General features: G+C 74.1%; 14 protein-coding genes. 8 read left to right on the top strand and 6 right to left on the bottom strand.

Annotated elements, in window-relative coordinates; translation table 11 throughout:
- Positions 1 to 2: 2 nt before the first annotated feature.
- Together ACTWM8_RS15585 and pip are read right to left on the bottom strand one after the other, a co-directional pair.
- Entirely contained in the window at positions 3 to 647 is a 645-nt protein-coding gene (locus ACTWM8_RS15585) for a flavin reductase family protein (protein WP_446209646.1), read from the bottom strand.
- A gap of 180 nt (positions 648 to 827) precedes the next feature.
- Positions 828 to 1,787, bottom strand: a complete 960-nt coding sequence (gene pip, locus ACTWM8_RS15580; protein ID WP_446209645.1) for a prolyl aminopeptidase — start codon at positions 1,785 to 1,787, stop codon at positions 828 to 830.
- A 52-nt stretch (positions 1,788 to 1,839) separates the two neighbouring features.
- Here pip and ACTWM8_RS15575 point away from each other — a divergent pair, with 52 nt between their 5' ends.
- Entirely contained in the window at positions 1,840 to 2,352 is a 513-nt protein-coding gene (locus ACTWM8_RS15575) for a MarR family winged helix-turn-helix transcriptional regulator (protein WP_446209644.1), read from the top strand.
- A 15-nt stretch (positions 2,353 to 2,367) separates the two neighbouring features.
- On the opposite strand, the gene ACTWM8_RS15570 is transcribed toward ACTWM8_RS15575, so the two are convergent.
- Positions 2,368 to 2,688: a GYD domain-containing protein gene (locus ACTWM8_RS15570; RefSeq protein WP_446209643.1), complete on the bottom strand. Its 321-nt coding sequence runs from the start codon at positions 2,686 to 2,688 to the stop codon at positions 2,368 to 2,370.
- A 229-nt stretch (positions 2,689 to 2,917) separates the two neighbouring features.
- Between ACTWM8_RS15570 and ACTWM8_RS15565 the strand changes: the two genes are divergently transcribed.
- The 7 genes from ACTWM8_RS15565 (at position 2,918) to ACTWM8_RS15535 (ending at position 11,087) form a co-directional block, all read left to right on the top strand.
- Positions 2,918 to 3,388: a DIP1984 family protein gene (locus tag ACTWM8_RS15565; RefSeq protein WP_446209642.1), complete on the top strand. Its 471-nt coding sequence runs from the start codon at positions 2,918 to 2,920 to the stop codon at positions 3,386 to 3,388.
- A gap of 346 nt (positions 3,389 to 3,734) precedes the next feature.
- Positions 3,735 to 4,580: an SPFH domain-containing protein gene (locus ACTWM8_RS15560; RefSeq protein ID WP_446209641.1), complete on the top strand. Its 846-nt coding sequence runs from the start codon at positions 3,735 to 3,737 to the stop codon at positions 4,578 to 4,580.
- Positions 4,581 to 4,742: 162 nt separating this feature from the next.
- Positions 4,743 to 6,368, top strand: coding sequence for a serine/threonine-protein kinase (locus tag ACTWM8_RS15555; protein WP_446209640.1), 1,626 nt, complete (start codon positions 4,743 to 4,745; stop codon positions 6,366 to 6,368).
- Between the two features lie 42 nt (positions 6,369 to 6,410).
- Positions 6,411 to 7,547: a hypothetical protein gene (locus ACTWM8_RS15550; RefSeq protein ID WP_446209639.1), complete on the top strand. Its 1,137-nt coding sequence runs from the start codon at positions 6,411 to 6,413 to the stop codon at positions 7,545 to 7,547.
- A gap of 68 nt (positions 7,548 to 7,615) precedes the next feature.
- Positions 7,616 to 8,608 carry a mechanosensitive ion channel family protein gene (locus ACTWM8_RS15545; protein ID WP_446209638.1) on the top strand — a complete coding sequence of 331 codons (993 nt, stop codon included), beginning with the start codon at positions 7,616 to 7,618 and terminating at the stop codon, positions 8,606 to 8,608.
- 206 nt (positions 8,609 to 8,814) lie between these two features.
- Entirely contained in the window at positions 8,815 to 10,071 is a 1,257-nt protein-coding gene (locus tag ACTWM8_RS15540) for an MFS transporter (RefSeq protein ID WP_446209637.1), read from the top strand.
- A gap of 224 nt (positions 10,072 to 10,295) precedes the next feature.
- Positions 10,296 to 11,087: a maleylpyruvate isomerase family mycothiol-dependent enzyme gene (locus ACTWM8_RS15535; protein ID WP_446209636.1), complete on the top strand. Its 792-nt coding sequence runs from the start codon at positions 10,296 to 10,298 to the stop codon at positions 11,085 to 11,087.
- 76 nt (positions 11,088 to 11,163) lie between these two features.
- Here ACTWM8_RS15535 and ACTWM8_RS15530 read toward each other — a convergent pair whose 3' ends face one another.
- The 3 genes from ACTWM8_RS15530 to ACTWM8_RS15520 all read right to left on the bottom strand — a co-directional run bounded on the left by ACTWM8_RS15530 (position 11,164) and on the right by ACTWM8_RS15520 (position 13,332).
- Positions 11,164 to 11,889 carry a hypothetical protein gene (locus ACTWM8_RS15530; protein WP_446209635.1) on the bottom strand — a complete coding sequence of 242 codons (726 nt, stop codon included), beginning with the start codon at positions 11,887 to 11,889 and terminating at the stop codon, positions 11,164 to 11,166.
- 212 nt (positions 11,890 to 12,101) lie between these two features.
- On the bottom strand, positions 12,102 to 12,521 hold the full coding sequence (locus tag ACTWM8_RS15525; protein WP_446209634.1) for a YchJ family protein: 420 nt from the start codon (positions 12,519 to 12,521) through the stop codon (positions 12,102 to 12,104).
- A gap of 151 nt (positions 12,522 to 12,672) precedes the next feature.
- Positions 12,673 to 13,332, bottom strand: coding sequence for a C39 family peptidase (locus ACTWM8_RS15520; protein WP_446209633.1), 660 nt, complete (start codon positions 13,330 to 13,332; stop codon positions 12,673 to 12,675).
- Positions 13,333 to 13,779 lie beyond the last annotated feature (447 nt).

Here is a 13,779-nt window from a genome sequence, read left to right as displayed (position 1 = left end):
GGTTAGGACGTCGAGGCCACGACCCGGCCCGCGTGCGGCATCCGCCAGCCCTCAGCCAGCCGGGACGGGTGCACGTTGCGCCCACCGCCGAAGAACTCGCAGAACTTCATGATCAGCGGATCCCAGCCCAGCGGGTCCACGTACGACGTGCCCGGGATGACCAGGTCCTCCTCGACGTGCGCGCGCAGCACCTCCACCTGAAAGGCGGTGGCGTGCGACGGCGTCCCGCCGAACGGGTACGAGGCGACCACCCGGCACTCCAACTGGATCGGGCACTGCGCCACCCGGGGCGGGGCGACCAGGTCCGACGGCTGGCGGGTCAGCCCGGCGAGGGCGAACTTGTCCGGCTCGTACCGGTAGCCCTGGGCGGCCTTGTGCTCCGGCACGTCCGGCCGGCCGGTGGTCAGCGCGATCCGGTCCACCGCGTCGGCCAGCGCCGAGGACGGCAGGTTCAGCACGCACTCGCCCTCGCGCCGCAGGTTGGCCGTCGTCTGGCCGCTGTCGCCCAGGCCGAGCATTGCCGACCGGCCCAGCCACCACGCCGACGACATCGGCGCGAGGTTGGCGCTCCCGTCCGGGTTCCGGGAGCTGATCAACACCACCGGGGTGCCGAAGTAGAGCACCTTCAGATCGGGTACGACGTGCATCGTCCTGCCCTTCGCGAACGCCCACGGCCCGGGTACGGTCCACCCGGCCGTACCCGACTCTGCGCGTGGGCGGCGCCGATCGCTGGCGGCGATCGGACGTGGCGTTGCGGCGGGCCGCCCGGCGCGGCGCGGCGCGCGGAGGCCGTCGGGGAGTGGAGCCGTGGCGCGGGCCCGGCGGCGTCAGCCGGCCGTGGCGAAGCGGTCGAGGGCGCGCACGACGTGGCCCCGGGTCTCGTCGGTGCCGAAGTGCCCCGCCTGCTCGAGGACGATCAGCTCGGAGTCCGGCCAGGCCCGGTGCAGCTGCCAGGCGGTGTCCAGCGGGCTGCCCAGGTCGAGCCGGCCGTGGATCAGCACCCCGGGGATGCCGGCGAGCCGGTGCGCGTCGCGCAGCAGGGCGCCCTCCTCCAGCCAGGCGCCGTGGGCGAAGTAGTGCGAGCAGATCCGGACCATGGCCGTCCGGGCCGCCGAGGGGCGGTCGCTGTACGGGTTGGTCACGGCCGCCTCTCCGGAGACGACCGCGTCCTCCCAGGCGCACCAGTCGACCGTGGCGCGCTCGCGTACCGCCGGGTCCGGGTCGGCCATCAGCCGGGCGTACGCGCCGACGACGTCGCCGTCGCGTGGTGTGCCGGGCGCGCCGGCGAGGAAGCGGTCCCACTGCTGGGGGAAGTACCGGCCGACGCCCCGGTAGAGCCAGTCGATCTCCGAGCGGCGGGTGCTGGTGACCGCGCTGATGACGATCTCGGAGACCCGCTCGGGGTGCCGCTGCGCGTACGCCAGGATGAGGGTCGAACCCCACGACCCGCCGTACAGCAGCCAGCGCCGCACGCCCACGTGCTCGCGCAGGCGTTCCATGTCGGCGACCAGGTGGTGGGTGGTGTTGTGCCGCAGGTCGGTGGCCGGGTCGCTGGCGTGCGGGGTGCTGCGCCCGCACCCGCGCTGGTCGAACAGCACGATCCGGTACCGCGCGGGGTCGAAGAACCGGCGGACGGTGGTGCCGCACCCCGAGCCCGGTCCGCCGTGCACGACGAGCGCGGGCTTGCCGTCGGGATTGCCGCAGACCTCCCAGTACACGGCGTTGCCGTCGCCGACGTCGAGCATGCCGTGGTCGTACGGCTCGATCGGCGGATAGCGCTCGTCCATGCGTGGGCCTCCCCGGGGGACTGGATGCAACAGCGCTGTTACATTAGCCCACATGCCCGCCCGACCGCCCGGCCCCGAACTCCTCGGCACCCGGCTGCGCCATCTGCTCGACCTGCTCGACGGGGAGGTCGCCGCCGTCTACGCCGACCTCGGACTGCCCGGGTTCCGGCCGCGGTTCACCCCGGTGATCCGGGCGTTGGCGGCTAGCGGCCCCGCGTCGATCCGCGCCCTGGCCGAGGCGACCGGGGTGACCCACTCCGCCGCCAGCCAGACCGTCGCGCAGCTGGCAAAGGCGGGCCTGGTCACGCTCAGCCCCGGCGCGGACGCCCGGCAGCGCATCGCCCATCTCACCCCGAGGGCCGAGTCGCTGCTGCCCGTGCTGGACGCCGAATCGGCCGCCACCACGGCCGCCGCCCGCCGATTCGAGGCGGAGCTGTCGTACCCGTTGAGCCGGCTCGTCGACGAGGCGCTGGCCGCCCTGGGCCGCAGGTCGATGCGGCAGCGGATCGCCGACGTCGCGCCCGACCTCGTACCGCCGGAGAACCGGTCCGTGGGTGCCGACTAGCTCATTCTCCGCCGGTCACCGACCCGGGGGCGTGTACGTGGACTCCATCCGGGTCACCTCGTCGACCTCGGCGGGAGTCAGCACCGGGGTGATCCGGACGCTTACGCTGCCTGTCGCGCCGATGGCGACCGCCAGTCCGGTTGCCGTCTTCTGGTCAGGCAGCTCACACAACACGTAGGTGTCGTCCTCGGCGAAGGCGAAGTGCATCGACTCCATCCGCCCGCCGGCCTCCTCGATCATCTTCCGGACGACCTCGGCGCGCTTGGTGCCACCGTCGTTGACCAGCCCCTTGAGCCCCTCGATGGTGTAGGTCGACTTCAACAGGAACTTCGCCACCTCGACATCAACTCCCCAGATGTCCTGGCGGTCGCTCGACGGCCACCAGCCTGTAGCTCCCCTTCCGACCTCACGCTAGTGCCCGTCCCCGCAGACCAGCGCCCGTTCCGCCAATCGGTCGGCCGTCGGCGGCCCGGCCGGGCACCGTTCGCCCAGCGCAGGAAAACCGGTCCGCGCACGCTAGCTAGATCATCTATCCTGCTGGTCCGGTCGACGGGGGAGGTACGACGTGAAGCTCGGTGAGGCGCTGGCGGACCGCGCCGACGCGACCCGCCGGTTCGAGCAGCTGCGCGGCCGGATCACGGCCAACGCCCGGTTCCAGGAGGGTGAGACGCCCGCCGAGGACGCCGGGGCGCTCCTCGACGAACTGGACGAGGTGCTCGGCCGGCTGGAGACGCTGATCCGCCGGATCAACCGCACCAACGCCGCCGTCGAGGTGCCCGGGGTGGGCACCCTGACCGACGCGCTGGCGCGCCGGGACGTACTCCGGATGCGGCACGCCGCCGTCACCGCCGCGGCCGACGCCGCCGCCGGCAGCGGGCGCGGCCACGCGGTACGCCAGCTCCGGTCGGAGCTGAAGATGCTCGCCGCGCTGCCGGTGGCCGACCTGCGCGGCCGCGCCGACGGCCTGGCCCGGGAGCTGCGCGAGCTGGACGTGCTGATCCAGCGCACCAACTGGGAGGCCGACCTGCGCGACTAGGCGGGCGATGTGGAGCAGGTAGTCGTCGCGGAGGCGTGCACACCCGACCGGCTGCAAGCTGGTCACCCCTTCTGGCGCGCGGAGGGCAGCGCGGGGGTTCGACTCCCCGGATCACCAGGCAGCCCCGCACCCGGGCACCGGGCACGGCGCACGGCGCACAGGTCACCACCACGTGCAGATCCACGATGACGAGGGCGGGCTCGGGGCACTCCACATCGACCGGGCCGCATCCGCCACCGGGCGGGTGCGGCCCGCCCGGTGCTCGACGGTCGCGGCGCAGGACTGGCGCCCGCCGAATCGGGTATGCGCGGCGCCGGAGGCGGGCGCCTCCGGGAACGAGGGGGTCATGGGAGCCGCCGCCGGGTTCGTCGCTCTGGTCATCGTCGTCGCGCTCGTCGTGCTGCTGCTCGCGCTCAGCGTACGGATGGTGCAGCAGTACCAGCGCGGTGTCGTCTTCCGCTTCGGCCGGGTGCTGGACCGCATCCGGCAGCCCGGTCTCCACCTGATCATCCCGGTCGCCGACCGGATGGTCCGGGTCAGCATGCAGACCACGGTGATCGGGGTGCCCGCGCAGGGCGTCATCACCCGGGACAACGTCACCCTGACCGTCGACGCGGTCGTCTACTACCGGGTGGTCGACCCGGTGAAGGTGCTGGTCAACGTGCGGGACTACCCATCGGCGGTGCTCCAGGTGGCCCAGACCGCGCTGCGGTCGGTGATCGGCAAGGCCGACCTCGACACCCTGCTGCGGGACCGGGACCGGATCAACGCCGAGTTGAAGGCGGTGATCGACGCGCCCACCGAGAAGCCGTGGGGACTGCTCATCGAACGGGTCGAGGTCAAGGACGTCTCCCTGCCGGAGGGGATGAAGCGGTCCATGTCGCGGCAGGCCGAGGCGGAACGCGAACGCCGGGCCCGGGTGATCGCCGCCGACGGCGAGTTCCAGGCGTCCCGCCGGCTCGCCGACGCCTCCCGGGCGATGGCCGACACCCCCGGCGCCTACCAGCTGCGGCTGTTGCAGACGGTGGTGGACGTGGCGGCCGAGAAGAACAGCACCCTGGTCATGCCGTTCCCGGTGGAACTGCTCCGGTTCTTCGACAAGCTGGCCCGCGGCGCCGGGGAGCAGATCGACGCGGCGGAGGCGGTGCCGAGCGTCCCCGGCGACGGCCACCGCCGGGAAGGGCACCGCTGAACGGCCCGCGTCAAGTGCTCTGACCGAAACCCATCCATCATCACGGACGTCCGGACGCGGTGGAGCAACCGTTGCGCCGATGGACCGGATGCCCTCCGGGACGAGAATGATCAGTGTGGCCCTGACCCGTGACCGCTCCCCGCAGGCCGGGGAGGCCGCCGCGTGAGCGCGGACTGGCAGCTGTCCGGCTACACGCCGGTGCGGCAGCTCGGCGCCGGCGCCTCCGGCCGCGTCCTGCTGGCCACCCACGACGCCAGCGGCACCCCCGTCGCCATCAAGTACCTGACCAGGGCGGTGGACGACGACCCGACCCGCACCGCGTTCCGCGACGAGGCCCAGCTGCTCGTCGAGGTGGACGACCCGCACATCTCCCGGCTCTACGAGTACGTCGAGTCCCCGCACGGCGCCGCCATCGTGATGGAGCTGGTCAACGGGGTGTCCCTGCGACAGATGCTGCGCGCCCACGGCCCCACCGAGCCCGAGGCGGCCCTCTGCGTGCTCAAGGGCTCCCTCGCCGGGCTGGCCGCCGCCCACGCCCGGGGCGTCGTGCACCGCGACTACAAGCCCGAGAACGTGCTGGTCGACCTCGACGGGCAGAGCAAACTGGCCGACTTCGGCATCGCCGTACCGGTCGGCCGGGACGGCGGCGGCTCGGTCAGCGGCACCCCCCGCTACATGGCCCCCGAACAGTGGACCGGCGCGCCGGCCAGCCCGGCCTGCGACATCTACGCCGCCACCGCCACCTTCTACGAGTGCCTCACCGGCCGCCCCCCGTACGACGGGCGGGATCTGATCACCCTGCGGACCCAGCACGCGCAGGCGCCGATCCCCACCGAGGCGGCACCGCCACCCGTGCACGACCTGCTCCGCCACGGCATGGCCAAGCAGCCCGCCGACCGGCCGCAGCCGGCGGAGGTCTTCCTCGCCGAGCTGGAACGCACCGCCGCGGACGCCTACGGCGCGGACTGGGAGGAGCGGGGCCTGGCCGAGCTGGCCCGCCGGGCTGCGCTGCTTGCCGCGCTCTTCCCGTTCCCCGACGGCACCGCCGGCGCCACCAGCCTGGCCAGCACCACGTTCGGCGAGACGGGGCCGGCCTTCCGGCGCGGGACCGGCCGGGCCGTGCTGCTCGGGGCCGGCCTCGTCGCCGCTCTGCTGCTCGGCGGCGCCGGCCTCAGCTACGCCGCCCGGCACGCGCCGGCGCTGACCCTCGCCGACGGCTCGGCCGCGCCGCGCGCCTCCGCGCTCACCTCGCTCGGCCCCAGCCCGTTGGCCGCCGCGCCCGCCATCGACGCCGTGTCGCCCAGCCCGACCCCGACGGCCTCGGCGTCGGCCACCGCCACGGCGGTGCCGACCCGGTCGGCCACCGCGACGCCCACCCGGTCCCGCAGCGCGAGCCCGACGCCCCGCGCGTCGACCAGCCCGCCGCCGCCACCGGACGGCACGGCACCCCTCGTCGGGAAGCTCGACGCCAGCCCCACCCTCCTGGAACCCGGAAGCTGCCCCTACGGCAACCGGTCGAGCACGGTCACCGCGACCGCCAGCGACGACCGGACCAGCGCCGAGGACCTGCGGGTGAGCTTCCGCTACACCCTCGGCGGCGTCACCCGCGCCATCGGCATGACCCACGTCGGGCGGGGCGTCTACCGGGGCACCCTCGGTGACCTGCCGGCGCCGAAGTCCAGCACCCGCATCCCGATCCAGGTGGTCGCCGTCGACGTCGCCGGCAACGCCGCCGACCCGGCCGGGCCGGTGTACGTGTCGCTCTCCTCGTACTGCACCCCCGGCTAGGAGCCGGCCGGTGCGACAGTTCCCGACGAAAGGTGACCTCCGATGACCAGGCCGGGGGAGCGGGGCGCGACGCCGCCCGGCGACGACGAGCCCACCGTCCATCTGGCCGCGACCGGGCGTCCCGGCCCGGCCGACCGGACCGTCGACCTGGACGGCACCGTGAATCTGGACCGGACCGTGAACCTGGACCGGACCGTCAACCTGGACCAGACCGTCAACCTGGACCGGAGGGTGAGCCTGGACCGGACGGTGCAGCTCGGGGCCGCCGACGAGACGGTCCAGCTCGGATCGGCGGATCGGACGGTGCACCTGGGCGGCGGGGGCCACGGCAGCCCGCGCGACGCCGTAAACGAGACCGTCCACCTGGGAGCCACCGACCGGACCGTGCACCTCGGCGGCACGGACGCAACCGTGCACCTCGGCGCCGTGGACCAGACCGCGCGCCTCGGCGGCACGGACGCCACCGTGCACCTCGGCGCCGCCGACCGGACCGCACACCTCGGCGCGACCGGGCCGGCGGTGGACGCCGGCGCGCTCGACTCGACCGTGCGGCTCGGCGCGACCGAGGCGACTTACGCCAGCACCGCCCGCACCGGCGGGACGGCGACCAGCGCGGCGAGCGCGGCCACGCTGGCCACGGGTCGGGGCGTACCCTCGCCGGCCGGACCGACCGGGGCGGGCGGTGAGGTGCGGTTCGGGCCCGGCGTGCCCGCGACGCCGCCCGCCGCGCCGGCCTGGCCGACGGCGTCCCCGCCGCGCCGCCGACGGCCCCTCTGGCGGCGGGTGGTGGCGGTGCTCTCCGGCCTGCTCACCGTGGCGCTGGTCGCCGTCGTCGGCTTCTACCTGTGGCAGCGGCTCGACCCGTTGGAGATCGGGGAGGTGACCGTGGCGGTGCCGCAGCCGGCCGGGGATCGGTGCGACGTCACCGTCGACGTGGTCGCCACCGTGCGGACCAACGGCCGCAGCGGCGTGATCGAGTACCAGTGGCTGCGCTCCGGCTCCCCGCCCGGTGCCCTGCTCAGCGAGCGGGTCGGCTGGGGCCAGCGCATCGTCACGCTGTCGTTGAAGTGGGCGTTCAACGGGGTCGGCAGGACCACCGAGACGGCCACCGTCAACATCGTCTCCCCGTCGCCGCATCAGGCCCGCGCGGAGGTGGGCTACGCCTGCCGCGGTGCGTGAAAGTTTCCCCACGGGCCGGTTCGGGTAGGTCGGTGCCGACGACCTGATGTTCCGTGTGGAGGGCAGCTATGAAAGACAACTTCGGCGACGCGGTGGGTGACGCCCTCCGCGCGGTGATGCTTTTCCTGCCCAAGGCGGTCGCCTTCGTGGCGATCCTCGTGGTGGGCTGGCTGATCGCCAAGGCCGTACTGAAGATCGTGGACAAGGTCCTGGAGCGGGTGCACTTCGACAAGGCCGTCGAGCGGGGTGGCATCAAGACCGCGCTCGCCCGGTCCAAGTACGACGCCAGCGACATCGTCGCCAAGCTGGCCTACTACGGGATCCTGCTGGTCACCCTGCAACTGGCCTTCGGCATCTGGGGTCCGAACCCGATCTCCGACCTGATCGCCGGCGTCATCGCCTGGCTGCCGCGCGCCTTCGTCGCGATCGTCATCGTGGTGGTCGCCGCGGCCATCGCCAACGCCGTCAAGGACATCATCAGCAGCGCCCTGGGCGGCCTGTCCTACGGCCGGGTGCTGGCCAACATCGCCTCGGTGTTCATCCTCGGCCTGGGCATCATCGCCGCGCTCAACCAGATCGGCGTCGCCACCGCCATCACCACTCCGGTGCTGATCGCCGTCCTCGCCACCGTCGGCGGCATTCTGGTCGTCGGGGTCGGCGGCGGCCTGGTCCGGCCGATGCAGAGTCGCTGGGAGTCCTGGCTCAGCCGCGCCGAGGAGGAGTCGCGGCTCATCGCGACGCACGCCCGGGCGTACCAGGCCGGCAAGCGGGACGTGCAGGCCCACCTCGCCACGCCGGTCACCCCGTACGGTGAGTCGGAGCAGACCCAGCCGGTGCCCCGGGACGACGACGCCGACCGGACCCAGGTGGTGCCTCGCGACGCCGACGCGGACCGGACCCAGGCGGTGTCCCGCTACGACGAGACGGACCTGACCCAGCCGGCCGGCCCGTACAGCGGGTCGGAGGCGACCCGGCCGGCCACCCCGCCCCGGCAGGCGACGGCCGACAGCGAGGCCACCATGGTCATCCCGCCGGTCGACGGCGGCCCGACGCGCCGCTGACCGCACGACCACCGACCGGGGTGGGACCCGCACGGGTCCCACCCCGGTTCGTGTCTCCGCCCGCGAAACGGGATCGCCAGGCCCACCGAGGGCCGCTAGCATCGGCCCATGACCTGGCGATGTTGATCCGTAACTGAGGGCCGCAACCGCGGACCACCCCGGACGCCGCACGTCCCGCGTCCGTCCGGTCCCGTGGAAAGGCCCTCATGATCGTCACCACCGCAGCACCGCCCGGCGTCCGTCGCCTGGCGGCCACCCTCTACGGGTTCGCGTTCCTCCAGGATTTCGTCCTGCTCTTCCCGGTGTACGCGCTGCTGTTCAGCGACACCGGCCTGTCGATCGGCCAGATCTCCTCGCTCTTCGTCGTCTGGTCGGCGACCAGCATCCTGCTCGAGGTGCCCTCCGGCGCCTGGGCCGACGCGGTCTCCCGCCGGCTGCTGCTCTGCCTCGCGCCGCTGCTCGCCGGCGCCGGCTATGCCCTGTGGGTGCTGGCCCCGTCCTACCCGGCGTTCGCCCTCGGCTTCGTCCTCTGGGGAGCCGGCGGCGCGCTCGGCTCCGGCGCTCTGGAGGCGCTGGTCTTCACCGAACTCGACCGCCTCGGCGCGGCCGGCCGCTACGCCCGCACCATGGGCCGGGCGCGTACCGCGGCCGTGCTCGGCGTGCTGGCCTCGATCGGTTTGGCCGGCCCGGTGCTCGCCGTCGGTGGCTACCCGGCCGTCGGCGCGGCGAGCGTGCTGGCCACCCTGCTCGCCGCCGCCGTCGCCACCCGCTTCCCCGAACACCGTCCGGCCCGGTCGGCCGCGTCGGAGCCGGCGGAGGAGGGCGACGACCTGGGCTGGGCGGCGACCCTGCGCGCCGGCCTCGCCGAGGCCCGGGCCGACCCACGGGTACGCGGGGCGCTGCTGCTGGTCCCGGCGGTGGCCGCCGTGTGGGGCGCCCTCGACGAGTACACGCCGCTGCTGGCCCGGGACACCGGCGTCGCCGAGTCGACCGTGCCGCTGCTGCTCCTGCTCGTCTGGGCCGGGGTGACCGTGGGCGGCCTGCTCGCGGCGCCGGCCGAACGGCTGGGCACCCGGGGCTACGCCGCGCTGCTGACCGTGGCCGCCGTCGCGCTCGCCGCCGGGGCGGGACTGCGCCACCCGGCGGGGTTCGTGCTGGTCGGTGTCGCGTTCTGCGCCTTCCAACTGGCCACGGTGCTGGCCGACGCCCGGCTCCAGGCGCGCATCACCGGGCCGGGACGGGCCACCGTCACCTCGGTCGCCGGCATGGCCACCGACCTGACCATCATCGCCGTCTACGGCGGGTACGCCCTGGTCGCCGCAGTGGGCGGCAACCGGGCCGCCTTCGTGGTGGCCGCCGTGCCGTACCTGCTGGTGGCCGTCGTGCTGCTGGCCTCCCGCGGCGGTCGCCGTGGCGGTTTGGGGCGGGAGCCGGTGGCCGGCCGCAGCGGCAGGCCGACGTGAATCGTCCGGCCCGGCCGGGTGACCTGGCGGGCGCGCCCGCAGCCACGAGGGAAGCGGACGGGGTCCACCGCCCGGCGGTAGGCGGGACGGCGTCCACGGCCGGCGGGCGTCTTCGGCCGGGCGGAAAGGGCGGTGTCCGCGACCCGCCGGGTGCCTCGGGAAAGCGGGCGGGGTGCACGGCCCGGCGGGCGGCTCGTGTCGGTGCCGGCGGTTAGCGTGGCCGGATGACCGGTGTGAGCTACGACCGTTGGTGCGCCGAGATCGTGCAGCAGAGCGACCTGCTCCGGTCGCATCTCGACGGCGCCGACCTGACCGTCGCCGTCCCCTCCTGCCCGGGGTGGAACGTGGGCCAGTTGGTGCGGCACCTCGGTGGCGGGCAGCGGTGGGCCGCGGAGATCGTCCGCACCCGACCGTCCACGCCACCGTCGGACAGCCACTTCCGTGACCTGTCGCCGTACGCCGACGAGGACCCGGCGGTGGTCGGGCCGTGGCTGGTCGAGGCAGCCGCCGAGCTGGCCGGGGCGCTGCGCGACGCCGGCCCGGCGGCGCGGGTGTGGACCCCGCTCGGGGAGGGGAGCCCGGCGTTCTTCGCGCGCCGGTTCGCCCACGAGACGCTCGTGCACCGGGCCGACGCCGCGCTCGCCCTCGACGTCGACGTGGCGGTCCCGCCGGAGGTCGCCGTCGACGCCCTCGACGAGTGGATGGAGCTGGGCGCGCTGCCGCAGATGTTCGACTTTTACCCGCACCGCCGGGAGCTGCTCGGCCCGGGCCGGACGCTGCACCTGCACGCGACCGACACGCCGGCCGAGCTGGGCGCCGAGTGGGTGGTGCACCTCACCGGCGACCTGATCGCCTGGCGGCGGGCGCACGAGAAGGCCGCCGTGGCCGTACGCGGGCCGCTGACCAATCTGCTGCTGCTGGTCTACGGCCGGCTTCCCGTCGACACGGCGGGCGTCGAGGTGATCGGGGACGCGAAGCTGCTCGACTTCTGGCTGGAGCGGGTGGCCTTCGGCTGACCGGGCCGGCCCGGTGACGGGGACGACCGCCACCGGGCCGGCGGTCAGCCCAGCAGGTGCACGGAGGTCGTGCTGCTCAGCGCCCGGCCTCGCCGGACTCCAGCAACTCCTTGAGCGCGGCCAGCCGTTCCCGCCAGTACGCCTTGAGCTCGGCCGCCTGCTCGGCGTCGGTGAGCTTCTCGTGCACCACGGCCACCGTGGCCTTCGTGTCGCCCTTGGGCGCGAAGCCGACCACGATCCGGGTCGGGCCGCCCTCCCAGTCGGCGCGGAAGGTCTTCGGCCGGGTGGCCGTGCGTATCCGGATCGCCACGTCGGGCAGCCACCGCCGGCGCAGCCCGTCGTCGCTGAACGCCTCGAACAGCCGGTCCACCGGCACGGCGACCGTACGGCTGCCGCTCGCCTCCCAGCCGCCGCCGCGCCGCTGCCCGGGGGCGCGCAGGCCACGCGCCTGCTCGTACCCGACAGTGACGGTCTGCGCCCACCAGCCCGGCACCTCGTGGGCGGTCACCAGCCAGCGAGCCGTCTCGGTGTGCGTACGCTGCACCGCGCCCCACTCGTCCAGCAGGGCGAACCACTCGTCCCAGCCGCGGCCGGTGCGCTCACGGAGCAACGCCGCGGAGATCCGGTCGGCCTGTGCCGCCCCCGATCCGGGGGCCGGGGGAGTGGATTCGGCGGGCGCCGCGGCCGACGGTTCAGCCGCAACGGTGCCGGCCATCAAGTGCCGGCGGGCCGCCGTGTAGCTCTCGCCGGTCTTGTCCATCCGGGTGCGGACCCGGGACTTGAAGGATTTCTGGCGCGTCATCACATGCTCCCTGTCGACGGCGCGGTCGTGGGGACTCACGCTCCCGTCGACCCGCCGTTGCCCGGGCATGTGGCAGGGCGCCCCGAAGACTCGACGTCTCCTTTGCCTCCGCGACGCCGGTGGCGTGAGCACCGGTAAGGAGGTGAGGCGCGGGACGGCGCCGACGCCATGTTAACCCGCCGCGCCACGGCGGGCGAGCAGGTCGCGCCGGCTCAGTCGGGCAGGGCGTCGAGGTAGACCCAGTGCCCGTCCTCCCGGACGAAGCGGCTGCGCTCGTGCAGCGTCCCCGGCCGGCCGGCCTCGCGGTAGTGGGCGCGGAACTCGACCGTGCCGGTGCTGTCGAACAGGCCACCCCGGTCGGTGTCGACGATCTCCAGGCGGGTCCACTGCTCGCCCGGGTCCAGCCGCAGCCGGGCCGGCCGGGTGGCGGAGTGCCAGCTGCGCAGCAGGTACCCGGCGTCACCGACGGCGAAGGCGCTGAACCTGGAGCGCATCAGCGCCTCGGCCGTCCCGGCCGTGCCCTCGCCGCGGTGCACCGGGCCGCAGCAGTCGGCGTACGGCAGGCCGGAGCCACACGGGCAGGGCCGGTCCTGGTCGTCGGCCGCGCTCCGGCGGGCCCCACGTTTCGCCACGGCACCCATCCTGCCGCACCGGTCGGGTGCGCAGAGCGGCAGCCGGCGCACGCGGTCGGCCGGCCCGGCGACGGCTGCCGGTGCACCGTTTCGGGTACGACGAAAGGGCCGGCCCCGGGTGGGGCCGGCCCTTGTCGGTGGTGTTGGTGGGTCAGGAGGCGGCGGAGTAGCCGCGGGTGGCGATCCAGTCGGCGAGGTTGTCGACGCTGATTCGGTAGGAGGCCTGGTCGGGGTTGGCCGAGTCGGCGATGGTGACGGTCTTGCCGTTGTCGGTGTAGCCCACGACGCTGATGTAGTGCCCGCCTTCGAAGGAGTGGGTGGTGCCGTCGGTGTCGGTGGTGGTGCCGGCGATGTTGGCGACCACGGCGCGGCCGTCGTCGATGGTGCGGACGATGTCGGTGCGCAGCTTGTCGGTCTGCTTGCGGTCGGCCTTGTTGTCGCGGATCTCCACCGACCGGTAGACCTTCTTGCCGGTTTCCTTGTTCAGGACGGGGGTGATGTCGTTGATGCTGTTGGTGCCGTCCTCGGTGGTGCCCATTTCCTTGGCCATGGCGTCGACGTCGATGTTCTTGCCCTGCACGGAGAGGGCGTTGCGGGTGGCGGCGGGGCCGCAGTAGTAGAAGTTCGGCTGGGCCTGGTAGCGCACGTTGAGCTCCCGCTCGCCGTGCGACTTACGGTCGGCCTGCACGGAGGCGGTGGTGCCCTGGGTGGGGGCGGCGTGCGCGGCGAGGGCCGGGCCGGCGATCCCACCGGCGGTGGCGGCGAGGCCGGCAGCGGTCAGGGCGGTCTTGCGGATCAGATCGGTACGCATGAGGGTGCACCTTTCGATCGGGGGAAACGCAACCGTCGTCGGGGGAGACGGCGGCGCGTGAGAGGGAAGTCAAAGGAAGGGGATCTGCCCGGCGGCCGCACAAAGGGGCTCTGCTCGGGGTGTCCGGGGGGATGTAACCGTCCCGGCGGGCTGCGCATTCCACAGGCCCGGGGGCCATGGTGCCGGGGGATGTAACCAACCCGGGTGGTCCCGCATTCCACGGGCCTCGGCCCGGGGGCCTGCTCGGGGTGGTGCCGGGGGATGTAACCAACCGGGGTGGGCCGGCATTCCGCCGGGCCTGACTCTCCGGTTCACCGTCCGGGCCGGGGGCCACCGCGGTCTGCCATGTATAACGACCCCGGCCCGCCGACCATTCCACCACCGGGCCGGCCCCGCCCACCCGACACCGCAGGTCAGACCGGACATCCGGGCGACGACCACCCGACC

The sequence above is a fragment of the Micromonospora sp. IBSANI012 genome (genome assembly GCF_052814045.1).
This window is presented reverse-complemented; position numbering and strand designations above follow the sequence as displayed.

What these genes read in the sequence shown, in the direction of transcription:
- ACTWM8_RS15585 (WP_446209646.1), bottom strand. Translation starts at nt 647, where the DNA reads ATGCACGTCGTACCCGATCTGAAGGTGCTCTACTTCGGCACCCCGGTG.
- pip (WP_446209645.1), bottom strand. Translation starts at nt 1,787, where the DNA reads ATGGACGAGCGCTATCCGCCGATCGAGCCGTACGACCACGGCATGCTC.
- ACTWM8_RS15575 (WP_446209644.1), top strand. Translation starts at nt 1,840, where the DNA reads ATGCCCGCCCGACCGCCCGGCCCCGAACTCCTCGGCACCCGGCTGCGC.
- ACTWM8_RS15560 (WP_446209641.1), top strand. Translation starts at nt 3,735, where the DNA reads ATGGGAGCCGCCGCCGGGTTCGTCGCTCTGGTCATCGTCGTCGCGCTC.
- ACTWM8_RS15550 (WP_446209639.1), top strand. Translation starts at nt 6,411, where the DNA reads ATGACCAGGCCGGGGGAGCGGGGCGCGACGCCGCCCGGCGACGACGAG.
- ACTWM8_RS15545 (WP_446209638.1), top strand. Translation starts at nt 7,616, where the DNA reads ATGAAAGACAACTTCGGCGACGCGGTGGGTGACGCCCTCCGCGCGGTG.
- ACTWM8_RS15540 (WP_446209637.1), top strand. Translation starts at nt 8,815, where the DNA reads ATGATCGTCACCACCGCAGCACCGCCCGGCGTCCGTCGCCTGGCGGCC.
- ACTWM8_RS15535 (WP_446209636.1), top strand. Translation starts at nt 10,296, where the DNA reads ATGACCGGTGTGAGCTACGACCGTTGGTGCGCCGAGATCGTGCAGCAG.
- ACTWM8_RS15530 (WP_446209635.1), bottom strand. Translation starts at nt 11,889, where the DNA reads ATGACGCGCCAGAAATCCTTCAAGTCCCGGGTCCGCACCCGGATGGAC.
- ACTWM8_RS15520 (WP_446209633.1), bottom strand. Translation starts at nt 13,332, where the DNA reads ATGCGTACCGATCTGATCCGCAAGACCGCCCTGACCGCTGCCGGCCTC.